The following is a 19959-nucleotide window of genomic DNA, read 5'->3' on the forward strand; positions in this document are numbered from 1 at the left end:
GGGGCGCGCGAATGTTCAAATTCATCATCGAGCTGTCGGTCAAATTCCGATGGTTCATCGTCCTGGCCACGGCGCTCGTCGCGGCCTACGGCCTCCTCGAACTGACACGGTTGCCGATCGACGCCGTGCCGGACATCACCAACCGTCAGGTGCAGGTGACCACCGTCGCCCCGGCCCTGGCCCCCGAACAGATCGAACGTCAGGTCACCTATCCGATCGAGACCGCCATGGCCGGCATCCCCGGTCTGACCTCGACCCGGTCGCTGAGCCGCAACGGCTTCAGCCAGGTGACCGTCATCTTCACCGACCAGACGGACATCTATTTCGCCCGTCAGCAGGTCGCCGAACGACTGGCGCAGGCGCGCGAGACGATGCCCGAAGGCGTCGAACCGGCGCTGGCGCCCATCACCACCGGCCTGGGCGAGGTGCTGATGTGGACGGTGGACTACAAGCCGTTCAACAGCGCCAACCTGGCCAGGCCGGGCCAGACCGGCTGGCAGGCCGGCGGCGCCTATCTGACGCCTGAAGGCGATCTCCTCACCACCCCGCAACAGCGCGCCACCTATCTGCGCACCGTGCAGGACTGGATCATCGCTCCGCAGATGCGGACGGCGCCCGGCCTGGCCGGCGTGGATACGGTCGGCGGTTATGTGAAGGAATACGCGGTTCGTCCGGATACGGCGCGTCTGTCGGCCTACGGGCTCGGCATGGGCGACCTCATCCAGGCGCTCGACCGGGCCAACACCCAGGCCGGGGCCGGCTATGTGCAGCGTGCGGGCGAGGCCCTGACCGTTCGCACGGACGCGCTGGCCTCGACCGTCGAGGACCTCGCCCAGGCGCCTGTCGTCAATCGAAGCGGCCTTGTGGTCCGCGTCGCCGACGTCGCCACCGTCGAGGTCGGCCAGGCCCCGCGTCTGGGCGGCGCCAGCCGCGACGGACACGAAGCGGTCCTCGGCACCGCCCTGATGATCGCGGGCGGCAACAGCCGCACCGTGGCCCAAGCCGCCGGCGATCGGCTCGAGGAGGTGCAGAAGACCCTGCCGCCCGGCATCGAGGCCGTGACGGTGCTGGACCGAAGCGCCCTGGTGAACTCGACCATCGCCACGGTGGCGCGCAATCTGACCGAAGGCGCGCTCCTGGTCATCGTCGTGCTCTTCCTGCTGCTCGGCAACATCCGGGCGGCGAGCATCACGGCGTTGATGATCCCGATCAGCTTCCTGTTCGCCGTCATCGGCATGAACCGGTTCGGCATCAGCGGCAATCTGATGAGCCTCGGCGCGCTGGACTTCGGCCTGCTTGTCGACGGCGCCGTGGTCGTTGTCGAGAACACCCTGCTGATGCTCAGTCAGAAGCGCGCGGAGGCCGGGCGCATGCTGACGCGGCGCGAGCGTCTCGGCGTCGCCGCCGCGGCGGCGCGCCAGATGGTCAAGCCGGCCGCCTTCGGTCAGCTGATCATCCTGCTCGTCTTCACCCCCCTGCTGATGCTGGAAGGGGTCGAAGGCAAGACCTTCATCCCGATGGGCGCGACGGTTATGCTGGCCTTGGTCGGCGCCTTCATCTTCTCCTTCACCTTCGTGCCGGCGATGACGGCGCTCTTGGTGCGGGATCCCAAGAAGGTCGAGGTCGACGAACACGGCCATGCCCACGAGCACGAGACCTTCCTGCTGCGCCACGCGCGCCGCTGGATCGCTCCGGCCATTCGCACGGCCGTCGATCGTCCGAAGATCGTCCTGCTCTCCGCGCTCGGCGCCCTGGTCATCGGCGGCGTCACCTTCACCACCCTCGGCCGGGAGTTCATCCCGACCCTGGACGAAGGCGACATCGCCATGCAGGCGCTGCGGGTTCCGTCAGCCTCGCTCGAGCAGTCGCTCGCCATGCAGATGGCGATCGAGCGGGCGATCAAGGCCCAGCCGGAAGTGGAGACCATGTTCTCGCGGACCGGCACCGCCGAAGCGGCTGTGGACCCCATGCCGCCCAACATCTCCGACAGCGTCATCGTTCTGAAGGACCGCAAGGACTGGCCCAACCCGGGTCTGGAGAAGGAGGAGCTGATCGCCCGCTTCGAGGAAGTCGCGTCGCGGCAGATCGGCAACAACTTCGAATTCAGCCAGCCGATCGAGCTCCGCTTCAACGAGCTGATCTCGGGGGTGCGGACCGATCTGGCGGTCATGGTCTATGGCGACGACTTCGCCACCATGCAGCGGGTCGCCGACCAGGTGGCCAACGCCCTGCGCCAGACGAACGGGGCGGCCGACGTGAGGGTGGAGCAGGCGTCCGGCCTGCCGACCCTGACGATCAGCGTGGACCGGTTCGCCGCGGCCAACTACGGCCTGTCGGCGGCCGACGTCTCCGAAGCGGTTTCGGCCGCGATCGGCGGCGCCGAGGCCGGCCGCATCTTCGAGGGCGACCGGCGTTTCGACGTCGTGGTCCGTCTCCCTGACGACGCGCGCAACGATCCGGCGGCGCTGGCGGCCTTGCCGATCGTTTCATCGACCGGCGTGACCGTGCCCCTGTCCTCGGTCGCGCGCATCCAGAGCGCCGAGGGACCGAACCAGATCAGCCGCAACGACGGCAGCCGCCGCATGGTCGTCCAGGCCAATGTGCGCGGTCGCGATCTGGGCGGCTTCGTCACCGACGCCCAGAAGTCGGTGGATCAGGTTCAGCTCCCCCCGGGCGTTCGCCTGGACTGGGGCGGCCAGTTCGAAAACCTCAAGCGCGCCGAACAGCGGCTGGGCCTGGTCATCCCGATCGTCTTCGTCCTGATCGGCGTGTTGCTGTTCATGGCGCTGGGCTCCTTCGCCGAGGCCGGTCTGGTGTTCGCCTGCGTGCCGCTCGCCCTGGTGGGCGGGGCGCTGGCGCTGCTCCTGCGCGGCATGCCGTTCTCCGTCTCGGCGGCGGTCGGCTTCATCGCCGTCTCCGGCGTGGCGACGCTCAACGGCCTGGTTCTGATGCAGGCTATCCGCGAGCGGCTCCAGGCGGGCCTGCCCCCCCGCGACGCCGCCATCGAGGGCGCGTCCAGCCGCCTGCGCGCGGTGCTCACCACCGCGATGGTGGCGATCGTCGGATTCATTCCGATGGCCATCGCCCACGGCGCCGGGGCCGAGGTCCAGAAGCCGCTGGCGACCGTGGTCATCGGCGGCCTGATCACCGCCACCGCCCTGACCCTGCTGGTCCTGCCGACCTTCGCGGCGAGGGCGGTGCGTCACCGCAAGGACGAAGGGATCGAGGACTGATGGCCCGGACCCAGGATGACCGTCGGCAGCGCCGGACGCTGCTGACGGTTCTCGGCCTCAACGCCGGCCTGGCGGCGGCGCTCGGAATCGGCGGCGTGTCGGCCGATTCCAGCGCCTTGCTGGCCAATGCGCTGGATAACGCCTCGGACGCGGCGGTCTATCTGATCAGCTTTCTGGCCATCGGGCGGACAGGAGGCTGGAAGCGGGGCGCCGCGAGGGTGTCGGGGGTCATGCTGCTGGTCTTCGCCGCCGGCGTCCTCGTCGATGCCGTGCGCCGCGTGATCACCGGGACCGAGCCGATCGGTCCGACCATGATGGCGCTCGCCCTGGTCGCCGCCGTGGTCAATCTGATCTGCCTGCAGCTCATCCGCCGCCAGCACAGCGGCGACGTCAACATGAAGGCGGCCGAGACCTTCAGCTTCAACGATTTCGCGTCCAACGGCGGCATCCTCGTCGCCGGCGGTCTGGTCCTCTGGCTCGACCAGGCCTGGCCCGACCTCGTCGTCGGGGTCCTCGTCGCGGCGATCGCGATCAAGGGCGGCGTCGAGATTCTCCGCGACGCCAACGCCGCCTCCGAACAGCCAGAGGAACGCGCTTCATGACCAGTCACGACCACTCGAACGGCCACGCCCACGACCACACCGCCGGCGCGAACGCCCGGCAGCTCACGATCGCGCTGGCGCTGACCGGAACCTTCCTGATCGTCGAGGTCATCGGCGGCCTGGTGTTCAACAGCCTCGCCCTGCTGTCGGACGCGGCGCATATGTTCACCGACGCGGCGGCCCTGGCCATCGCCTTGCTGGCGATCAAGATCGGCCAGCGGCCGGCGGACGAGAAGCGCACCTTCGGCTATCGCCGGTTCGAGATCCTGGCGGCGGCGTTCAACGCCGTGCTGCTCTTCGTCGTCGCCGGCTACGTCCTGTATGAGGGGATCAAGCGCATCCTCGATCCCGAGCCCGTCGGCTCGATCGGGATGCTGATCGTCGCCGCCGCCGGCCTGGTGATCAATCTGATCTCCATGCGCATCCTGTCGAGCGGCAAGGATCGCAGCCTCAACGTCAAGGGCGCCTATCTCGAGGTCTGGGCGGACATGCTCGGATCGCTCGGCGTCCTCGTCGCCGCCGTCGTCATCACCGTGACGGACTGGCGCTGGGTCGATCCGATCGTCGCGATCGCCATCGGCCTCTGGGTCCTGCCCCGGACTTGGATCCTGCTGCGCGACACCACCCACATCCTGCTGGAGGGCGCCCCGCGCGGCGTGGCCCTGTCGGACGTCCGGGCCGCCATCCTCGCCACCGCCGGGGTCGCCAGCCTTCACGACCTCCACGTCTGGGTCTCGGGGGCGGATCAGGCGAGCTGCACGGTTCACGTCGTGCTGGTCGAGGGTGCCGACGCCGACGCAGTCCGACAGGCCGTCGGCGACATGCTCGAAGAGCGGTTCGACCTGCATCACACGACCGTCCAGACCGAGCTTGAGCCGTGCGGGGATGCGGGAGGTCTGCACGCATGACCCGAAATGACGAGCCCGCCAGGTCCGGCGCCACGATCCCGCCCCTTGTCCAAATCTCGGAGACAAAGCCATGAAACGCACCGGCTGGATCTCGGTGATCGCGGTCTTCCTCGCCGTCGCCGCCTTCGCCTTCGGCATTCTGTCCCGTCGCGGCGCGCCCGACGCCTCGGCCCCGCCGCCGGTCGAGGCGCGAGCGATCGACGCCCACGCCGGTCACGCGGGCGACCCCTCGGATACGCCGTCGACGCGGGCCTATCGGGAGGCCGCTGACCGCATGCACCAGGCGATGAACATCGATTACTCCGGCGACGCTGACATCGACTTTCTGCGCGGCATGATCGCCCACCACGAGGGCGCGATCGCCATGGCCAGGATCGCGGTGGAGGAGGGCGAGGGGGATGACGTGCGCGGTCTCGCGCAGGAGATCATCCGCGCCCAGGAAGCCGAAATCCTGCGGATGCGGATCATGCTGGCGCGGCACGAGGACGCGCCGGCAGTCTCAGAACGGCCCTGACCCGATGGCCGGCAAGCGCTTCACGGTCCGCAGCCGCAGCATCCGCTGGCGCCAAGGGCGCTACAAGGGCCGCCGCGGCTCGAGCCCGCGCCGGCCGCCGAAGCCCCGGCCAGTACTTGATGTCGTAATCGCCGTCGGCGCCAGCCTGATCGCGGCCTTCTTCGTCCTGTGCATGGCCTTCTCCCTGCTCGGCGCCTACGGAACGCCGCTCTACATCGGCTACGGCGTGATGATGAGCCTGGTGACGGGCGGCTGTCTGGTGTTCGGTCCCCGCGACCGGGCCGGATTGATGATCGCCGGCGGGCTCGGCGTGCTTTGCGTCGCCGGAACGCTCATCCTGTACAGGGTGCGGGCGGACGTGCACGACCATCCTCACGCCAACGAACGCCCCGCCGCCACAGGGAAGCGCGAATGACGAGAAGCTCCGACGGGGAAGGTCAGGCCCGCCGCCCCGCGCGCATCGCCCGCGGAGGGTGGCTGGACGTGCTGCGGTTCGCCGCGGGATCGCTGATCATCCTCTACCACTTCCGGGAAGCGGCCCCGCTGCCGCTCGGACAGATCCATCCGGTGTTCGACCGGGGGTTCCTGCTGACCAATTTCTTCATCATCGACTCCGGCTATGTGCTGGCCCGGATCTACGGCGAGCGCCTGGCCTCGGGCGGGATCGACGTCGGGGCCTACGCGCGCCAGCGGCTGCTGCGCGTGTTCCCGGCCCATCTGGCCGTGATCGCCGGTCTCGCGGCCTTGGTCGCGGCCGCCGCTCTGGCCGGGGTCCGACCGAGCAATCCCCAATGGTTCGACTGGAGCCAGCTGCCCGCCCAGGTCTTGCTCGTGCAGGCCTATGGCGTGCCGGGCGGCGTCGGCTGGAACGCGCCGACCTGGACGCTGTCGGCTCTGATCGGCTGCTATCTGCTCCTGCCCTGGATCTGCCGGGCGCTCTGGAGCCGACCCCGGGCCACGGCCGCGATCGCGATCACCCTGCTTCTCGCCGCCGACGTCGCCAGCCGCGTCTGGCTGGGCGATCCGGTCTATCGCCTGCCCCTGCGGTTCGGATTCCTCCGCGCCCTTCCGCTCTTCCTGCTGGGCGTGGCCGCCGCCGTGGTCGGTGTGCGCGTCTACGTGCGTCCGTCCGTGGCGGGCGCCTTGGGACTCGGCGCTTTCGGTGCGCTCGCGCTCGGTCAGGCCGTTGGCCCCTTCGGCCTGGCCTCCCTGCTGCTGATGACGATCATCATCTGGGCGGCTGGAGCCTTGCCCGTGGTGCGCTCGTCGCGCCTGATCGAACACCTCGGCTTGATGTCGTTCGCGATGTTTCTCACCAATGAAGTCGCCCGCATCGTCTGGTTCGGCGTCTTCGACGCCGTCGGACAGTCGGACTGGTCCATCGGGATGCGCTGGGGCGTCTGGGCCGCCGGTCTGGCGGCGGCGTTCATGGGGGCGGCGGCGTTCCGGTATGGGTTCGATCGGCCGGTCCAGGCCCGGTTGAACCCGCCGAGGCCTGCGACGCCTGCGCCGGGGGTCAGTGCGGATCGGCCGGTGGCCTGACGCGACCGTGGGTCAAAAGCCCCGTTGCGACGACCTCACACGCGAGGCCCGGTCAGTTCGTTTTCCTCAAGCTGGAGCCTGCGACGCCGCGCCAGAAGGACACGTTGCGGACGTCGCAGAAGGGCTAAGGGCTCCGCCCTCGCGCGGGCCAGGGTGAAGCGGCTGCGCCGCCGGACCGGCCGGTCTCCCCGACCTTCCGCGCCGGCGATCGGCGTCATGACAATCATCAGGGTCAGGCTTGTGCAGGTCGGGCGATCCCCCTCCGGCCGGTCCGCCCTGGCCCTTGCTACCCCGGTCTCGCCGACGGGCAGGGTTTCAGGCGCGCAGTTCGCGTGCCTGCAACCCTTGCCCAAAGGAGGCAGACATGACTGCTCAATCCACCCAAACCGCCCAGACCGAAGCGACCGCGCCGCAGCACGGCGCGGAGGTGATCGTGCCGCTGAACCGGCTCAAGGCCTCGCCGAGGAACGCCCGGAAGACCCCGCACAGCCCGGCGACCATCGAGGCCTTCGCGGCCTCCATCAAGGCCAAGGGGGTGTTGCAGCCGCCCGTGGTCGAGGTCGAGCGGGACGGGGAGGGCGTTCCGACCGGGAACTACTTCGTGACCATCGGCGAAGGTCGCCGTCAGGGGCTCCGGCTGCTGGCCAAGCGCAAGGCGATCAAGCGCACACATCCCGTGCGCTGCATCGTGGACGCCGAGAATGACGCCCACGAAATCAGTCTCGACGAGAACATGACCCGCGAGGCCATGCATCCCGCCGACCAATTCGAGGCCTTCCAGCGGCTGGCGACGGAGAAGGGCTACGGTCCCGAGGAGATCGGCGCCCGGTTCGGCGTGTCGGCCCATGTCGTGCGCCAGCGACTGCGGCTGGGCGCGGCGGCGCCCGAACTGATGGCGGCCTATCGGGCCGGGGCGCTGGCCTTGGACCAGCTGATGGCCTTCTGCGTCAGTGCGGATCAGGACCGGCAGCGGCAGGTGTTCGAGCAGTTGGGCGAATATCGCCCCGTCCACGCCATTCGCCGGGCCATGACCGAGTCCAAGGTGGCGGTGAGCGACCGGCGCGCCCGTTTCGTCGGCGTGGAGGCCTATGAGGCGGCGGGCGGGGGAATCCTCCGGGATTTGTTCACCGAGGACGGCGGAGGCTGGTTGGAGGACGTGGTCCTGCTGGACCGGCTGGTCGGCGAGAAGCTGACCGGCTTGGCCGACGAGGCGCGCGAGCGGGAAGGCTGGAAGTGGGCCGAGGCGGGTCTGGAGTATCCCGACCTGTCCGCGTTCGGTCGGGTCTATCCGGTCGCCGTCGAACGCTCGGAGGCGGACGCCGCCGAGATCGCGGCCCTGTCCGAGGAGTACGACGGCATCGTTTCGGAGGCGGGCGACGACGGCCTGTCGCCCGAGGCGGACGCGCGGCTGGAGGAGATCGACAAGGCCTTGCAGGCCTTCGGCCCGGACTTCGCCTACGCCCCCGAGGCCAGGGCGCGCGCCGGGGTCATGGTGATGCTCGGTCACGACGGCCTCGCCCGCTTCGAGCGCGGTCTGGTCCGGGCCGAGGACGTGCCCGCCGATCCGCCGTCGCCGTGGTCGGAGGACGAGGCGGCGGACGACGGTGTGGACGGCGCAACGCCGTCGAGTGTGGACGCGCCCGAGGACGAAACGCCTTCGGCCCTGTCGGATCGTCTGCTGATCGACCTGACGGCCCACAAGACCATGGGGCTGCGGGATGCGGTGCAGGCCGATGTGAACGTGGCGCTGGCCACCGTGGTCCACGCCCTCGTCCTGCAGGTCTTCTATTCGGGCTACAGCGTCTGGACGCCCCTGCAGCTTCGGCTGACGACCACGGGGCTGGAGCGGCTGGCGCCGGGGGTGGACGACAGCCCCGCCGGTCGGAGGGTCCGCGACCGGTGCGAGGCGTGGGGTGCGCGCCTTCCCGAGCGTCCGGAAGACCTCTGGGGTGTGGTGGCTGCGCTGGCGCCGTCGGACCAACTGGACCTGATGGCCTGTTGCGCCGGGGTCGGCCTCTACGCCGTGCGCGATCCGCACGACAGACGACCCGGGGCCTTGGCTCAGGCCGAGACGCTGGCGACGGCGGTCGGTCTGGATATGGCGGGGACGTGGACGGCGACAGCGGCCAGCTACTTCACCCGTGTCGCCAAACCCAAGGTGCTGGAGGCGGTGACGGAGGCGGCGGGCGCCCAAGAGGCCGCGCGGATCGCCGGCTTCAAGAAGGCGGACATGGCCGAGGCCGCAGAGCGTCTGATCGAGGGCAAGGGGTGGTTGCCCGCGCCGCTGCGGACGGTGTCGGACGCAGCGGAGCCGGAAGAGCGGGGGGCCGAAACGCCCCGCGACGACGACGCCTATTCGTTCGCCGCCGAATAGCGCCGCTGGAGACAAAAACGGGCCGCGCGCCCTTTGGGGGCGCGCGGCTTTTTCGTTTGGCGAAATCAGGCATGACATCAAGGCTAAGGTCGACAGAAAGGCCGTTTCAGCCTTGCCGTGTGCGGCCGTATCGCGGAGACTCCGGCCATGAAGACGAGCCTTGATCATCTGCCGCCGCGCAAGCGGGCCGAACTCCGCCAGGTGGTCGAGACTGTGCGCGCGGCTTTCGAGGAGGCGACCGCCACCCGGCGCGCTGATCGGCTCAAGCACGGCAAGATCCTCAAGATCATTCTCTATGGCAGCTATGCGCGCGGCGACTGGGTGCACGACCCGGTCGGACGGTATTTTTCGGACTTCGATCTACTGATCGTCGTCGATCATGAAGACCTCACCGACCGCGAATTCTGGCACGAGGCCGAGAACCGGACGATGCCCATCGGTCCGGACATTCGCACCCCCGTCAGCTTGATCGTCCATTCGCTCGACGACGTGAACGACCAGCTGGACCGTGGGCGGTACTTCTTCGCCGACATCGTGCGCGAAGGCGTGGTGGTCTACGATACCCCGGCGGGCAAGCTGCACAAGCCGGCCGATTTGAGAGCGCGTCTCGCGCTGGAGGAAGCGCAGCGACACTACGAGAAGTGGATGGCGAGCTCGGCAGAGTTTCAGGCTGGTGCTCGCTTCTATATCCAACGTGAAAGCGCCAACCTGGCCGCCTTCTCCTTGCATCAAGCGTCAGAGCATCTCTACCACTGCGTCTTGCTCGTCACGACGCTGTACAGCGGCAAGGCTCATAACCTCGCCTTCCTCCGGAAAAAGGCCGAGGGCATCGACACCCGGCTCGCCGACGCGTGGCCCCGTGAAACCAAGTTCGAACGCCGCTGCTTCGAGCTTCTCCGTGAGGCCTATGTGAAGGCGCGCTACTCCGAGCACTTCAAGATCACTGCCGAGGAGCTCGCATGGTTGGCCGAGCGGGTCGATGTGCTTCGCGGCCTGACGGCGACCATTTGCACCGAACGGCTGGAAGATCTCCGTAGGCAAGCTGAAGCCGAAGGCTAACGAGTCGCCGACACGACTGCTGCTGACTCAACTCGGCGGTTGGCAACGTCCGCTTTCGGGCGTTCTCCCCAGGCTGCAAAGGCGTTGACCTCGGTATCCAGGCGGCAGGGCCGAACGCCCCGCTTGCCGGGCCTTGGGAGAGCGCTTCAACGCGAGGCTAGAGGCTGAAGATCCTTGCCATGTGCCCTGAAGGCTCGATCGGTCGCTGGCTGCGATCGTCAGAGGGTCGGGTGCAGGAGTTTCTGCTGACCTTGGCCGTAGGCGTCATCCCAAGTCACCTGGACCTGGGTTTTAGCGGGTGAACCGAAGTGAACGATGACGTGCAGTTCAATGGACTGTTGCGGCTCCATGAGCGCCGCCGGGAACTTGCGCTGGATATCGCTCGGCATGAGAAGGCGGCCGTCTCCCACCTCTTCGATGGTCACGTTCGTGGCGTTCGCCTTGCCCTTGTTGAAGACCTTCATGCGGTAGTCGGATTTCCCGATCTTGTAGATGGTCACCCCGATATCGGCGCGGCGCTGCGCCTGATTCTCCTGCGCCTCCTTGTCGATCAGTAGCTGGTTCAGCTGATCAGCGGTCTTCTGAAACGCATTCTGTCGGCGGTTGAACCGATCAGTCTTCAGGATCGCCCACACAGAAGCCGCCAAGGCCAGGGCGGCGATCACATCGCCGAGGTCGAAGGTGAAGGCCATCAACGGACCTTGAAATGCTTTGACCCGCGGAAGGCGTCGCGGAAATGTTTGCGGACGTCCTCGACGATCTCGCTTTTCATCTCGTCGAGCGACACTTGGATTACCTCGCCGTTCTCGGCGATGAGTGCCTCGCGCGTGTATATGCGATCGCAGCCGATGCACCGCACATCGGAGGCGGGATCCGCGTCGTCATGCTCAAATGCGGTTCCGGCGCACGTTTGGCAGACCAGGGTGACGGATCGATTTCGGTCGGGCAACGACATTGGAAGGCCAAGAAAGCGCGCGGGTGGCCTTGGGATAACAGCGGCGGAGCGGCGACGCCAGCATGGGTGATCGGCGAGTTCTTCGCTCAGTCCTCGGGTGCCGCGAGGGCCAGCGCCAACGCATGGTTCAGGTGTTCGAGCGCCGTTCCAGCGACCCTACCTAGTTTCTGTCGGCCGTGACGATCGGAAAGGCGCGCAAGCGCAGGTTTGAGCACGATCCCGAGAGCGTGAGGCCGCAACCGGCCGGAGCGTATCAGGATCACCCCCGCTGATACCTCCGCCGTCGCCTGCCTGCGATCGTCAGAGCTGACGTCGGAAGACTCACGAAGCGCGACGAGGATGTCGTCAAGTGCGGTCAGAGCCCGGACCCAAGCCCTATCGGCGCTGTCGACCTCGACAACCCGACTGTCGCCGCCCTGTGGCGCGCTGTCGTCAAGTTCAAGGCGTTGCAGCGCTTGAACCAGATAGCGCGGCAGGTCGTCGAGGAGCGGATCGAAGACGACGTCGACAACGGCGGCTACGAGCCGATCAAAATCATTCGCCGTGGTGAACCGGTTTCCGAAGTCCGTCGCCAGATCGGGATTCTTGGCGAAGCTGCGCATCAATGCCAGTCTGATGCCGATATCGTCTGCTTCTCCACCGGGCCAATCGATGGGGTCGTCGGAGAAGACATCGCCCAACCCGTCCAGCCACGCTTCCAGATCGACACCGGCTTCAAGCTCGCGGATCGTCTGGGCCGCCGACCCGTCTGATTCGAGCGCAGCGAAAAACCGTTTGAGGTCGGTCGTCAGTCGAGCGTAGGTCGTCGTTCGTACACGCTGGGCCGCCCCGCCGACGCGATCCAGATACGGCTCTATGGCGAAGGTCAATTCGGAGCCTTCGGTTTCGTCTGGCCCGCTGTTCCCAACGGCCCGGCCCCGGTGGCCGCCTTGCCTTTGAGCAGGCCGATCTCCCGCAACAGCGCCTGGACGCAGTACCGTTTCAGCGTGAGAAAATGGCCTCGTTCCTCGCCGGTCAACCGCAGATGCCCTGTGTGCACGATGCGCGACCGAACATCGTAGATTTCGTCGAACGATTTCAGGATCGCTTCGCGCTCGGCATGATCGCTGCTGATGGCGTAGGCGCATCGGTTCTTAAGCAGTTCGTTCAGACCGAGTTTCGCAGCGGCCGCCTTGTCCCCGTATAGGATCTCGAGGCAGACCATCGCCTGGACGAAGCCCAGAAGCGGCGTGTCCGCGCATTCGCTGTCGAAATACCACTGGGCGGCGCGCCGAATACGCGCCGCCGTATCCGACGGACCAAAGGCTTCCGTCATATAGATGAGCAGGGTGATCGCTGAACCGAACGTGGTGTCTGAAAGGCCTTCCACCGCCGTGACGTTCAGGTCCATGTCGCCGTAGGCTTCCGCCGAGGCGTTCGGCAAAGGCGACTCGTCGAAAAGTTCGTATGCGTCGCCGACCTGCCGATGGATCAGGAACCCAGCGGAACGGGCGTAGGGCGTGTAGGATCGGCTGCGTTTCAGCAGCGAGAAGGCGAGCGCCAGTCCGCAGAAGGATTTGAACAGGTCCTCCGCGAACCTGCGCGGGAAGGTGTCGGTGAAAGCGCCGACGAAGCCCTCGGTGACGCAGACCAGATATGTCCCGTCCCAAGGTTTCGGCCCCCCTCCAAGGAGGCCCAGATTGTGGACGCGGCGATCGCGATCGGTGTCCCCCGTCGTTCTCGGCAGGCTTTCGAGGAATGGGCTCTCGCTGTGCAGAACATGGACGGTCGGCGAGAGATCAATGCCGATGCCCCCCGAGAACAGGCGCCCGAGCCCGCCCGGCAATCGGATCGAAAAGACATAACGCTCGGGGAGGGCTTCCAGAGCCTTCACCAGGCGTGCGGAGACGGCGGTCAGGTCATCGTAGCCGGGAACGTCCGCGAGGCGCGTTCCGACCGTGTCGGCGTAAGGCTGGCTCTGAAGTTCGTGGCTGAGCGTGCCGTAAACGAACTCCAGCATCACATCGTCGTCGATCAGGGCCCGAAGCTGGCGGGTTTCGGGTCCTTTCGCGGGCAGGACTTTCTGGGATTCGTGCACGGCGAGCAGCGACGTGCGGTTGATGAACTGACCTTTCGTCACAGTGACGTCGGCGAGCGCCGTCGCCAGTCTCTCGGTCAAGGCCTCGCGACACTGCGGCGTCAACGGAATGGGCATCTCGGTCTCCTGACGGTCATCGCGGAAGGGGGCTCATCGTCCCTGTCCGATGAAACGATCCCACGGCGTCGGGCGCGCGGGCGCCAAATCCAGGAAGGTGCGCACCGGCTCGGGTCGGGTTAGCTTGGCGTAGGTCTTGATCAGCCGCGCGCCGGCCTCGTCGAAGCTGATGCCGCCGACCAACAACGCACTTGCGACGTCGGGGTAGTCGCGATTTAGCGTCAGGAAGTTCGCCGCCATCCAGCCCAGCAGTAGGCGATGGAAGCCGCGGGCCTCTCGCTTCGCGGCGTTCGTGCCGACATCGCGCAGCCCCATGACGTTCAGACAGTAGCCCAGAATCCGAGCGGACTTGTAGTTGGCGAACCGTTCCATGTCGGCGATCTCCGCATGCAGGCGTCGGACAAGGCGGCGCCTGACGTGACGCCACGCCCCGCCATCTGCGAAGCCGAAGAACCGCGCCCAGACTGCATTGTGGTGGACGCTCCAGGTTCGCTCCGCTTCCCCTTCGACCGCAGCGACGTTGAGAATGATTTCGAACATGAGCTCCGCGACCTGATCGTAGATGTCGAACGAGAACCGCTCCGGTTTCGGCTTCGCTGGCCCACCGGGCTCCCGCTCGGCCTCGGACAGTCGCTGGACCACATCGCCCACGAATCGAACGGCTCCGGCGATCCGGTCGTACGCGTCGGTTCCGGAATAGAGGCCCTTGGCGTTGGTCAGTTCATAGGCGTCCCGGGTCGCGGTCTTGAAGCATTCGAACACGTCATTAAGCGCCCGCGACTGATCGGCCCCCGATTTCAGGAACGAGCTGATGAAGACGAGCGCGCCGGCCCTATAGGCCTCGAACTCCCTCGCCGTCAGATCAAGCGCCGTCACGCGCAGATCGAGAGGCGATGCGTGAATATCCGCCAGACCCTCGACGATCCGGTAGTGACCGAAGACGGCGGTCGTGAACGGCTTGGCTTGGCCGACGAAGTCCGAACTGAACTCGTCCGCCTCGTCATAGAGCAGAGAGTCAGGGTTCTTGATGGCTTCGCGAACGAGGTTCTGCACTAGGGCCCGGATCGGCAAGCGGTGCTTCTCTTGCGCCGCCATCGCATCGAACAGGGCCATGGCGGTCGTCGGCGAAGTGCGGACGAGCTGCCGGCAGAACCGCGCGTTGCCCATCACGAGCAGGATGTCATGTGCGTGGACTTCGACGGATCGGATCGGCCTATCGGCAGCGGCCACCTCGCCGCGCCACCGCAACGACCGACAGTGTCTGACGATGGCGGACATGGACTCCGACATCTCATCAGCGGCCATCGCCATGTCGGTGGCCTCGCCCTTGAGGACCCGACGGAGCAGGGCGCCGTGAAAATGCTTGGCGGTTCGCGGGGAGAAGGTGGGAGGCCGGATGTAGGCGAAGACGATCCAGACGATCAGCAATGCCAAGAAGAGGAGGCCGAGCCCGGCCTGGACGCCGGCGTGGCCCACGGGACCGGTCAGGGTCGGCCAACCTTCGGCATACCAGACGTCCGCCAGAATGGTCGCGACGCCGAGACCGAGGATGGCGATGAAACTCAGCAGCGGCAGGTGAAGCGGCGCGACCTCGATCCGGAAGCGATACCGGGGGTCTCCGGCAGTGAACACGAGGATGAGGAGAGCAACAGCCGTCAGGAATTCCGGGAAGCCGAAGACCGCTGAACCCAAAGACATCGAGGAACGCCCTCCCGTGCGCGGGTCGGACTTAATCTGATTTCACCCGACGAAGCCACTTCGCCGGTCAGGCGGGCCCGCCGGTAGGGTGGCGGGGCAACGGCAAACGGTTGCAGAGAGAGGCCGATCACCGCCACGCGCAGGTCTCCGTCCCGGCGCTCGCGGAAATCGGCATCCGCGTCAGCCCGCCTCATGAATGTCGGAGATGCGCCGGATGGGATCGCCTCCAGACCTCGTCTTTACGGCTGGGAGCCAAAACCAGCTCCCGGCGCAAACAGACGCTAGGAGCCCCCATCGCGAACACGCAGCAGGGCGGAATTCGCTGTCTTCTGGATACGGCGGAAAACGATAGACTGGCCTGATGCACACTAAGGCCGACGGCGAAATGTTCAACGAAGCGACCCGACTGACGGCCGCCCTATGGGAAACGTCGCGGAAAATCCAAGGCTACAACTCCGACCCGAAGATGATTTCGATCATGCTCTACCGGCGGCTCCACAGTCACCAGCGGGCGTTCGCCGTTCTGTATAACGAACACCTCAACATAGACGCCGACAATGCCGTCCGTGGCACCCTAGAGGCTGCGATCTGTATCGCGGCTAACTTCCACCAAGAGGGCGGTATCTGGCATCAGCTACGGCTTGACGCGATCAAGACGCTGATCGGTCAGATCACCATGTTCAAGGACATGGGGCTTAAGGATTTGGAGATCGAGGCCGAGAGACAGCGGCGAGAATTCATGAAAGGTCTGCCCGAAGGATCGAAAGGCGAGCAGCTTAAAATGGATGGCTTGGCCGCCATCGGTCAGGTCCCTGATCTCTATCGTTGGTATCGACAGATTTCGGCGGTCTCAACCCATGTCTCCGGCATGTCGATCCTGCGCGGCGTCGTTCCCGGTGGATCGCCCGATGTACCCGATCCCATCACAACACTGACGCGCCGCCTCTACCCATTCTGGCAACTCGGCGCGGTCATTTTGGCGAGCCGTCTGCATGCGTCGATGATCGAAGACGACGCGAGTGAAATAGTCGCCGCCGATCTCGTCAGACGGTTGGACGAACGGTCCGCAGAACTCTGGCCTGAATGATCGCCTAAGGGCCCGAAGCGGACACCAGAGCCAACGCCGTTCGAAGGTCTGCTTTCGGGCGGCCAACGAATGACCGGTTCTGGCGCCTAACGGAAATCCCGCGTCCGAGGCCGGATGGTGTCGAGGTGGAGGTCGGGGATGTAGATGTCTCGCGCCTTTGGACGGGCTTGGCGAGGGTCTGGCGCGCTGCCGTGATAGACCTCGTCGCCGCGGCCATGGGGCAGGGGGAAGGTGTCGCCTCGATCGCCGACGGAGGCGAGCAGGTCCGACCCATCATGGAGTTTGGTGGCCACGATGTGGACGACCTCGCCTTCGCGTTGCACCTTGCCGTCCACGATGAGCAGGCTTGAGGAGAGGACGACCCGGCGCCGCTGTTCGTAGAGGCTGGGCCAGATCACCAGGTTGGCGACGCCGGTTTCGTCTTCGATGGTGATGAACATCACGCCCTTGGCCGAGCCGGGCTTCTGACGGACGAGCACTAGGCCGGCGATCCGGGTCAGGCGCCGATCGCGCATAGCCGTCCCGTCGGCGCACGTCATCACATGCCGGCGCTGGAGTTCATCTCGCAGGAAGGCGAGGGAATGATTCAGAGCTTTCGGTGCCTTTCGACGCCACTTCCGAATCTACCACTAAAACACTGACTTACAAGAAAAATATGTTCGCTGCCTCTCGGTATCTATCGAGGGGCAGCGAACCCGTGTGTCGGTATGCCAGACGGTCTTTCTCCCGTTGCCTCTCGACCCCCCGATTCATACCCTCATAGGGCTGAGGGCGTCCTGACGGTCTTTTTTCTGAAACAAGCCTATGAGTTTCTTGAAGAAATCGCTGCCGAAGACCCCGAAAACGCCTGACGGTCTTTTGGAGTAAAATTCGCATGCTAACCGACGCAGAATTGCGAAATACGCGAGGGAAATCAAAAGCGTACAAAAAGACCGATAGGGACGGTTTGTACGTGCTCGTAACACCGACAGGCGGCATCGCTTTCCGGTACGACTATCGCTTCGACGGGCGGCGCGAGACGGTGACCTTCGGTTCCTACGGTCCGGCGGGACTCTCCCTGGGGGAGGCGCGGGAAAAGCTGCGTGAAGCGAAGCGCCTGATCGCCGAGGGCGTTTCACCGGCGCTGGACAAGCAACGCGTGAAACGCAGGCTGAGAGAGGCCCAGCGGTTTGAACAGGTGGCGATCCGGTGGATGGACCACGCTCCGATGGCCGACAGCACGCGCCAGATGCGACGGTCGATCTTCAACCGAGAGGTTTTGCCCGAATGGCGAAACCGGCTCCTGAACGAGATCACGCCGAACGACCTGAGAGCGCACTGCATGACCATTGTGGATCGCGGCGCCCCGGCGACGGCCATCCATGTTCGCGACATCGTCAAACAAATCTACGCCTACGCCATCCTGCACGGCGAGAAGATCGACAATCCCGCCGACGGGGTCGGGCCGGCGTCCATCGCGACCTTCCGGCCGCGGGACCGGTCGCTGTCGCCGAGCGAGATCCGGATCGCGCTGAACCTGCTGGGGGAGGTGGCCACCCTGCCGACCATCCGTCTCGGGCTGAAGTTCATCCTGCTGAGCATGGTGCGGAAGAGCGAATTGCAGGACGGGACCTGGGACGAGGTCGATTTCGAGAACGCAGTTTGGTCGATCCCGAAAGAGCGGATGAAGCGGTCGCGGCCGCATAACGTCTACCTGTCGACCCAGATGCTCGACATCCTGATCGCGCTGAAGACCTGCGCCGGGAACTCTCGCTACATCCTGCCGTCGCGCTATGACGCCGACGCGCCGATGTCGCGGGCGACTTTCAACCGGGTGACCAGCGCCATCGCCGAGCTGGCGCGCGAGCGCGATCTGCCCCTGGAGCCCTTCACGGTTCACGACCTGCGCCGGACGGCCTCCACGCTCCTGCACGAGATGAGTTTCAACTCGGACTGGATCGAGAAATGCCTCGCCCACGAAGAGCGATCTTCCCGCGGCGTGTACAACAAGGCCGAATTCGAGGCCCAGCGGCGCCACATGGCCCAGCAGTGGTCAGACGCCGTGGACGCCTGGGAGGCGGGGCGCGGATTCACGCCGGATCTGACTATCCCGGAAACGGCCGGCCCTCGTTTCGATCCGCGGCTCTGACCGGGCGGGTGATCCGCTTGCGGACATCGGGCGGCGGCGCCCGGCGGATCGGCTTGGCCCGCCGAAGCGCCAGCCAGGCTTCCACCTCGGCCAGGTCCCAGACCACGCAGCGCGGGGTCAGCAGGAAGCGCCGGGGAAACTGGCCGCGCTGCTCCATCTCCCAGATGGTGCTGTCCGCCAATGGCACCATCTGACGGAGCTGCGGCTTCTTGATCGTGCGCCTCAGCGGCGGGTCGGCCTGGGCCATCGAAGATCTCCATGTTGTCATGGGAATCGAACTCGAAAGGCTGCGGCAGGCCAAGCCGCCAAACTCTCCACCGTAAGCTTACGGCCGGCTGCAGAGCGGGGATTGCACATTTCTATAGTTCGACTAGTTCGGAAATATGGAAACCGCAGCCTCGATTCTTGCTCTCGCCGCCCTGGCGCAGTCGACGCGGCTGGAGGCGTTCCGACTTCTCGTGCGGCACGAACCGGCCGGTCTGCCGGCCGGTGACATCTCCAACCATCTGGCGATCCCGGCCAATACCCTGTCGTCGCATCTGGGGGTGCTGTCCCGAGCGGGACTTATCAAATCGGAGCGTCGCAGCCGGTCGATCATCTACCGGGCCGATCTGGACCGGCTGCGCGACCTGGTCCTGTTCCTGCTCAAGGACTGCTGCGGCGGCCGGGCGGAGCTATGCGAGCCTCTGCTGGCCGAACTGACCCCCTGCTGCGCCTGAGGATCCCGTGGACGTCATCATCTATCACAACCCGGCCTGCGGGACGTCGCGCAACGCTCTGGAGCTCATTCGCCACGTCGGCATCGAGCCGCACGTCATCGAGTATCTGAGGTCGCCGCCATCGCGCGTCATGATCGCCTGGCTGGCCGAACGAACCGGCAAGCCGCTGCGCGACCTGTTGCGCGACAAGGGCACGCCCTTCGCCGACCTGGGCCTCGGGGACCCGGGCCTGACAGACGATCAGTTGCTCGATGCGATCGAGGCCCATCCGATCCTGCTCAATCGCCCGATCGTCGTCAGTCCTCTCGGCGTCGGCCTGTGCCGACCGTCCGAGGCCGTTCTGGACCTCCTGCCCGCCGATGATCTCAAGCGGTTCACCAAGGAGGACGGCGAGGTCGTCATCGAGGCGGCTGGCCTTCGGGTGGCGCGATGATCGATACGCCGGTCACCGACGCGGCCCCGCCGCGCCGCCTGTCCTTTCTCGACCGCTGGCTGACGGGATGGATCTTCGCCGCCATGGCTTTGGGCGTCGCACTGGGGACTCTGGTTCCCGGCCTGCCCGCCTGGGTCGACGGCCTCTCGGTCGGGACCACCAACATTCCGATCGCCATCGGCCTGATCCTGATGATGTATCCTCCGCTGGCCAGGGTCCGGTACGAGGAACTGCCGCGCGTCTTCGCCGACAAGCGGGTGCTGGCCCTGTCCCTGTTCCAGAACTGGGTGCTGGGCCCTGTGCTGATGTTCGCTCTAGCGGCGATCTTCCTGCGCGATCAGCCGGAATATATGACCGGCGTGATCCTGATCGGCTTGGCGCGCTGCATCGCCATGGTGCTGGTCTGGAACCAGTTGGCCCGAGGCGACAACCAGTATGTGGCCGGTCTCGTGGCCTTCAACTCGATCTTCCAGATCCTGTTCTTCAGCCTCTATGCTTGGCTCTTCCTCACCG

General features: G+C 66.1%; 20 protein-coding genes. 13 read left to right on the forward strand and 7 right to left on the reverse strand.

All coding sequences use genetic code 11. The annotated features are described in order from the left end of the window. Window positions 1-11 precede the first annotated feature (11 nt). The 8 genes from JMT67_RS15035 (at window position 12) to JMT67_RS15070 (ending at window position 10232) form a co-directional block, all read left to right on the forward strand. Complete coding sequence (locus JMT67_RS15035) at window positions 12-3233, forward strand: efflux RND transporter permease subunit (RefSeq protein ID WP_201463916.1); 3222 nt, start codon at window positions 12-14, stop codon at window positions 3231-3233. Beyond that, a complete protein-coding gene (locus tag JMT67_RS15040; RefSeq protein ID WP_112862349.1) occupies window positions 3233-3835 on the forward strand; it encodes a cation transporter in 603 nt (200 codons plus the stop codon). The genes JMT67_RS15035 and JMT67_RS15040 overlap by 1 nt, the downstream gene beginning before the upstream one ends. Further along, a complete protein-coding gene (locus tag JMT67_RS15045) occupies window positions 3832-4743 on the forward strand; it encodes a cation diffusion facilitator family transporter (protein ID WP_112862348.1) in 912 nt (303 codons plus the stop codon). The genes JMT67_RS15040 and JMT67_RS15045 overlap by 4 nt, the downstream gene beginning before the upstream one ends. A 70-nt stretch (window positions 4744-4813) precedes the next feature. Next, window positions 4814-5257 carry a CopM family metallochaperone gene (gene copM, locus JMT67_RS15050; protein WP_112862347.1) on the forward strand — a complete coding sequence of 148 codons (444 nt, stop codon included), beginning with the start codon at window positions 4814-4816 and terminating at the stop codon, window positions 5255-5257. A gap of 4 nt (window positions 5258-5261) precedes the next feature. Beyond that, window positions 5262-5672, forward strand: a complete 411-nt coding sequence (locus tag JMT67_RS15055; RefSeq protein WP_201463917.1) for a hypothetical protein — start codon at window positions 5262-5264, stop codon at window positions 5670-5672. Continuing rightward, window positions 5669-6799, forward strand: a complete 1131-nt coding sequence (locus tag JMT67_RS15060) for an acyltransferase family protein (RefSeq protein WP_112862345.1) — start codon at window positions 5669-5671, stop codon at window positions 6797-6799. The genes JMT67_RS15055 and JMT67_RS15060 overlap by 4 nt, the downstream gene beginning before the upstream one ends. 364 nt (window positions 6800-7163) lie before the next feature. Next, complete coding sequence (locus JMT67_RS15065; RefSeq protein WP_201463918.1) at window positions 7164-9173, forward strand: ParB/RepB/Spo0J family partition protein; 2010 nt, start codon at window positions 7164-7166, stop codon at window positions 9171-9173. Between the two features lie 147 nt (window positions 9174-9320). After that, window positions 9321-10232 (forward strand): HEPN domain-containing protein, encoded by a 912-nt coding sequence (locus JMT67_RS15070; protein ID WP_201463919.1) that lies wholly within the window; start codon window positions 9321-9323, stop codon window positions 10230-10232. Window positions 10233-10450: 218 nt separating this feature from the next. Here JMT67_RS15070 and JMT67_RS15075 read toward each other — a convergent pair whose 3' ends face one another. The 5 genes from JMT67_RS15075 to JMT67_RS15095 form a co-directional block, all read right to left on the reverse strand. Then, entirely contained in the window at window positions 10451-10924 is a 474-nt protein-coding gene (locus JMT67_RS15075) for a hypothetical protein (RefSeq protein ID WP_201463920.1), read from the reverse strand. Then, on the reverse strand, window positions 10924-11187 hold the full coding sequence (locus JMT67_RS15080; protein ID WP_201463921.1) for an ECs_2282 family putative zinc-binding protein: 264 nt from the start codon (window positions 11185-11187) through the stop codon (window positions 10924-10926). The genes JMT67_RS15075 and JMT67_RS15080 overlap by 1 nt, the downstream gene beginning before the upstream one ends. Window positions 11188-11273: 86 nt before the next feature. Beyond that, on the reverse strand, window positions 11274-12056 hold the full coding sequence (locus JMT67_RS15085) for a hypothetical protein (RefSeq protein ID WP_201463922.1): 783 nt from the start codon (window positions 12054-12056) through the stop codon (window positions 11274-11276). Beyond that, a complete protein-coding gene (locus tag JMT67_RS15090; RefSeq protein WP_201463923.1) occupies window positions 12053-13381 on the reverse strand; it encodes a HEPN domain-containing protein in 1329 nt (442 codons plus the stop codon). The genes JMT67_RS15085 and JMT67_RS15090 overlap by 4 nt, the downstream gene beginning before the upstream one ends. Before the next feature lie 33 nt (window positions 13382-13414). Beyond that, the gene (locus tag JMT67_RS15095; RefSeq protein WP_201463924.1) at window positions 13415-15079 is read right to left on the reverse strand and encodes a hypothetical protein; all 1665 of its coding nucleotides are present in this window, start codon (window positions 15077-15079) and stop codon (window positions 13415-13417) included. Between the two features lie 361 nt (window positions 15080-15440). Here JMT67_RS15095 and JMT67_RS15100 point away from each other — a divergent pair, with 361 nt between their 5' ends. After that, window positions 15441-16166: a hypothetical protein gene (locus JMT67_RS15100; RefSeq protein WP_201463925.1), complete on the forward strand. Its 726-nt coding sequence runs from the start codon at window positions 15441-15443 to the stop codon at window positions 16164-16166. Between the two features lie 86 nt (window positions 16167-16252). On the opposite strand, the gene JMT67_RS15105 is transcribed toward JMT67_RS15100, so the two are convergent. After that, a complete protein-coding gene (locus tag JMT67_RS15105) occupies window positions 16253-16681 on the reverse strand; it encodes an OB-fold nucleic acid binding domain-containing protein (RefSeq protein WP_233455907.1) in 429 nt (142 codons plus the stop codon). Window positions 16682-17040: 359 nt separating this feature from the next. Here JMT67_RS15105 and JMT67_RS15110 point away from each other — a divergent pair, with 359 nt between their 5' ends. Further along, window positions 17041-18294 carry a tyrosine-type recombinase/integrase gene (locus JMT67_RS15110; RefSeq protein WP_201463926.1) on the forward strand — a complete coding sequence of 418 codons (1254 nt, stop codon included), beginning with the start codon at window positions 17041-17043 and terminating at the stop codon, window positions 18292-18294. On the opposite strand, the gene JMT67_RS15115 is transcribed toward JMT67_RS15110, so the two are convergent. Then, window positions 18251-18541, reverse strand: coding sequence for a helix-turn-helix transcriptional regulator (locus JMT67_RS15115; RefSeq protein ID WP_066624841.1), 291 nt, complete (start codon window positions 18539-18541; stop codon window positions 18251-18253). The two genes, JMT67_RS15110 and JMT67_RS15115, sit on opposite strands and share 44 nt — an antisense overlap. A 136-nt stretch (window positions 18542-18677) precedes the next feature. On the opposite strand from JMT67_RS15115, the gene JMT67_RS15120 reads away from it, so the two are divergent. The 3 genes from JMT67_RS15120 to JMT67_RS15130 all read left to right on the forward strand — a co-directional run. Beyond that, a complete protein-coding gene (locus tag JMT67_RS15120; protein ID WP_003169314.1) occupies window positions 18678-19013 on the forward strand; it encodes an ArsR/SmtB family transcription factor in 336 nt (111 codons plus the stop codon). Between the two features lie 7 nt (window positions 19014-19020). Then, a complete protein-coding gene (gene arsC, locus JMT67_RS15125) occupies window positions 19021-19446 on the forward strand; it encodes an arsenate reductase (glutaredoxin) (RefSeq protein ID WP_003169312.1) in 426 nt (141 codons plus the stop codon). Next, window positions 19443-19959, forward strand: a 517-nt coding sequence (locus tag JMT67_RS15130) for an arsenic resistance protein (RefSeq protein ID WP_407645740.1), incomplete at its 3' end; no start/stop codon positions are given. The genes arsC and JMT67_RS15130, both read left to right, overlap by 4 nt.

This window comes from Brevundimonas aurantiaca (assembly GCF_904830995.1).
Lineage (GTDB): Bacteria > Pseudomonadota > Alphaproteobacteria > Caulobacterales > Caulobacteraceae > Brevundimonas > Brevundimonas aurantiaca.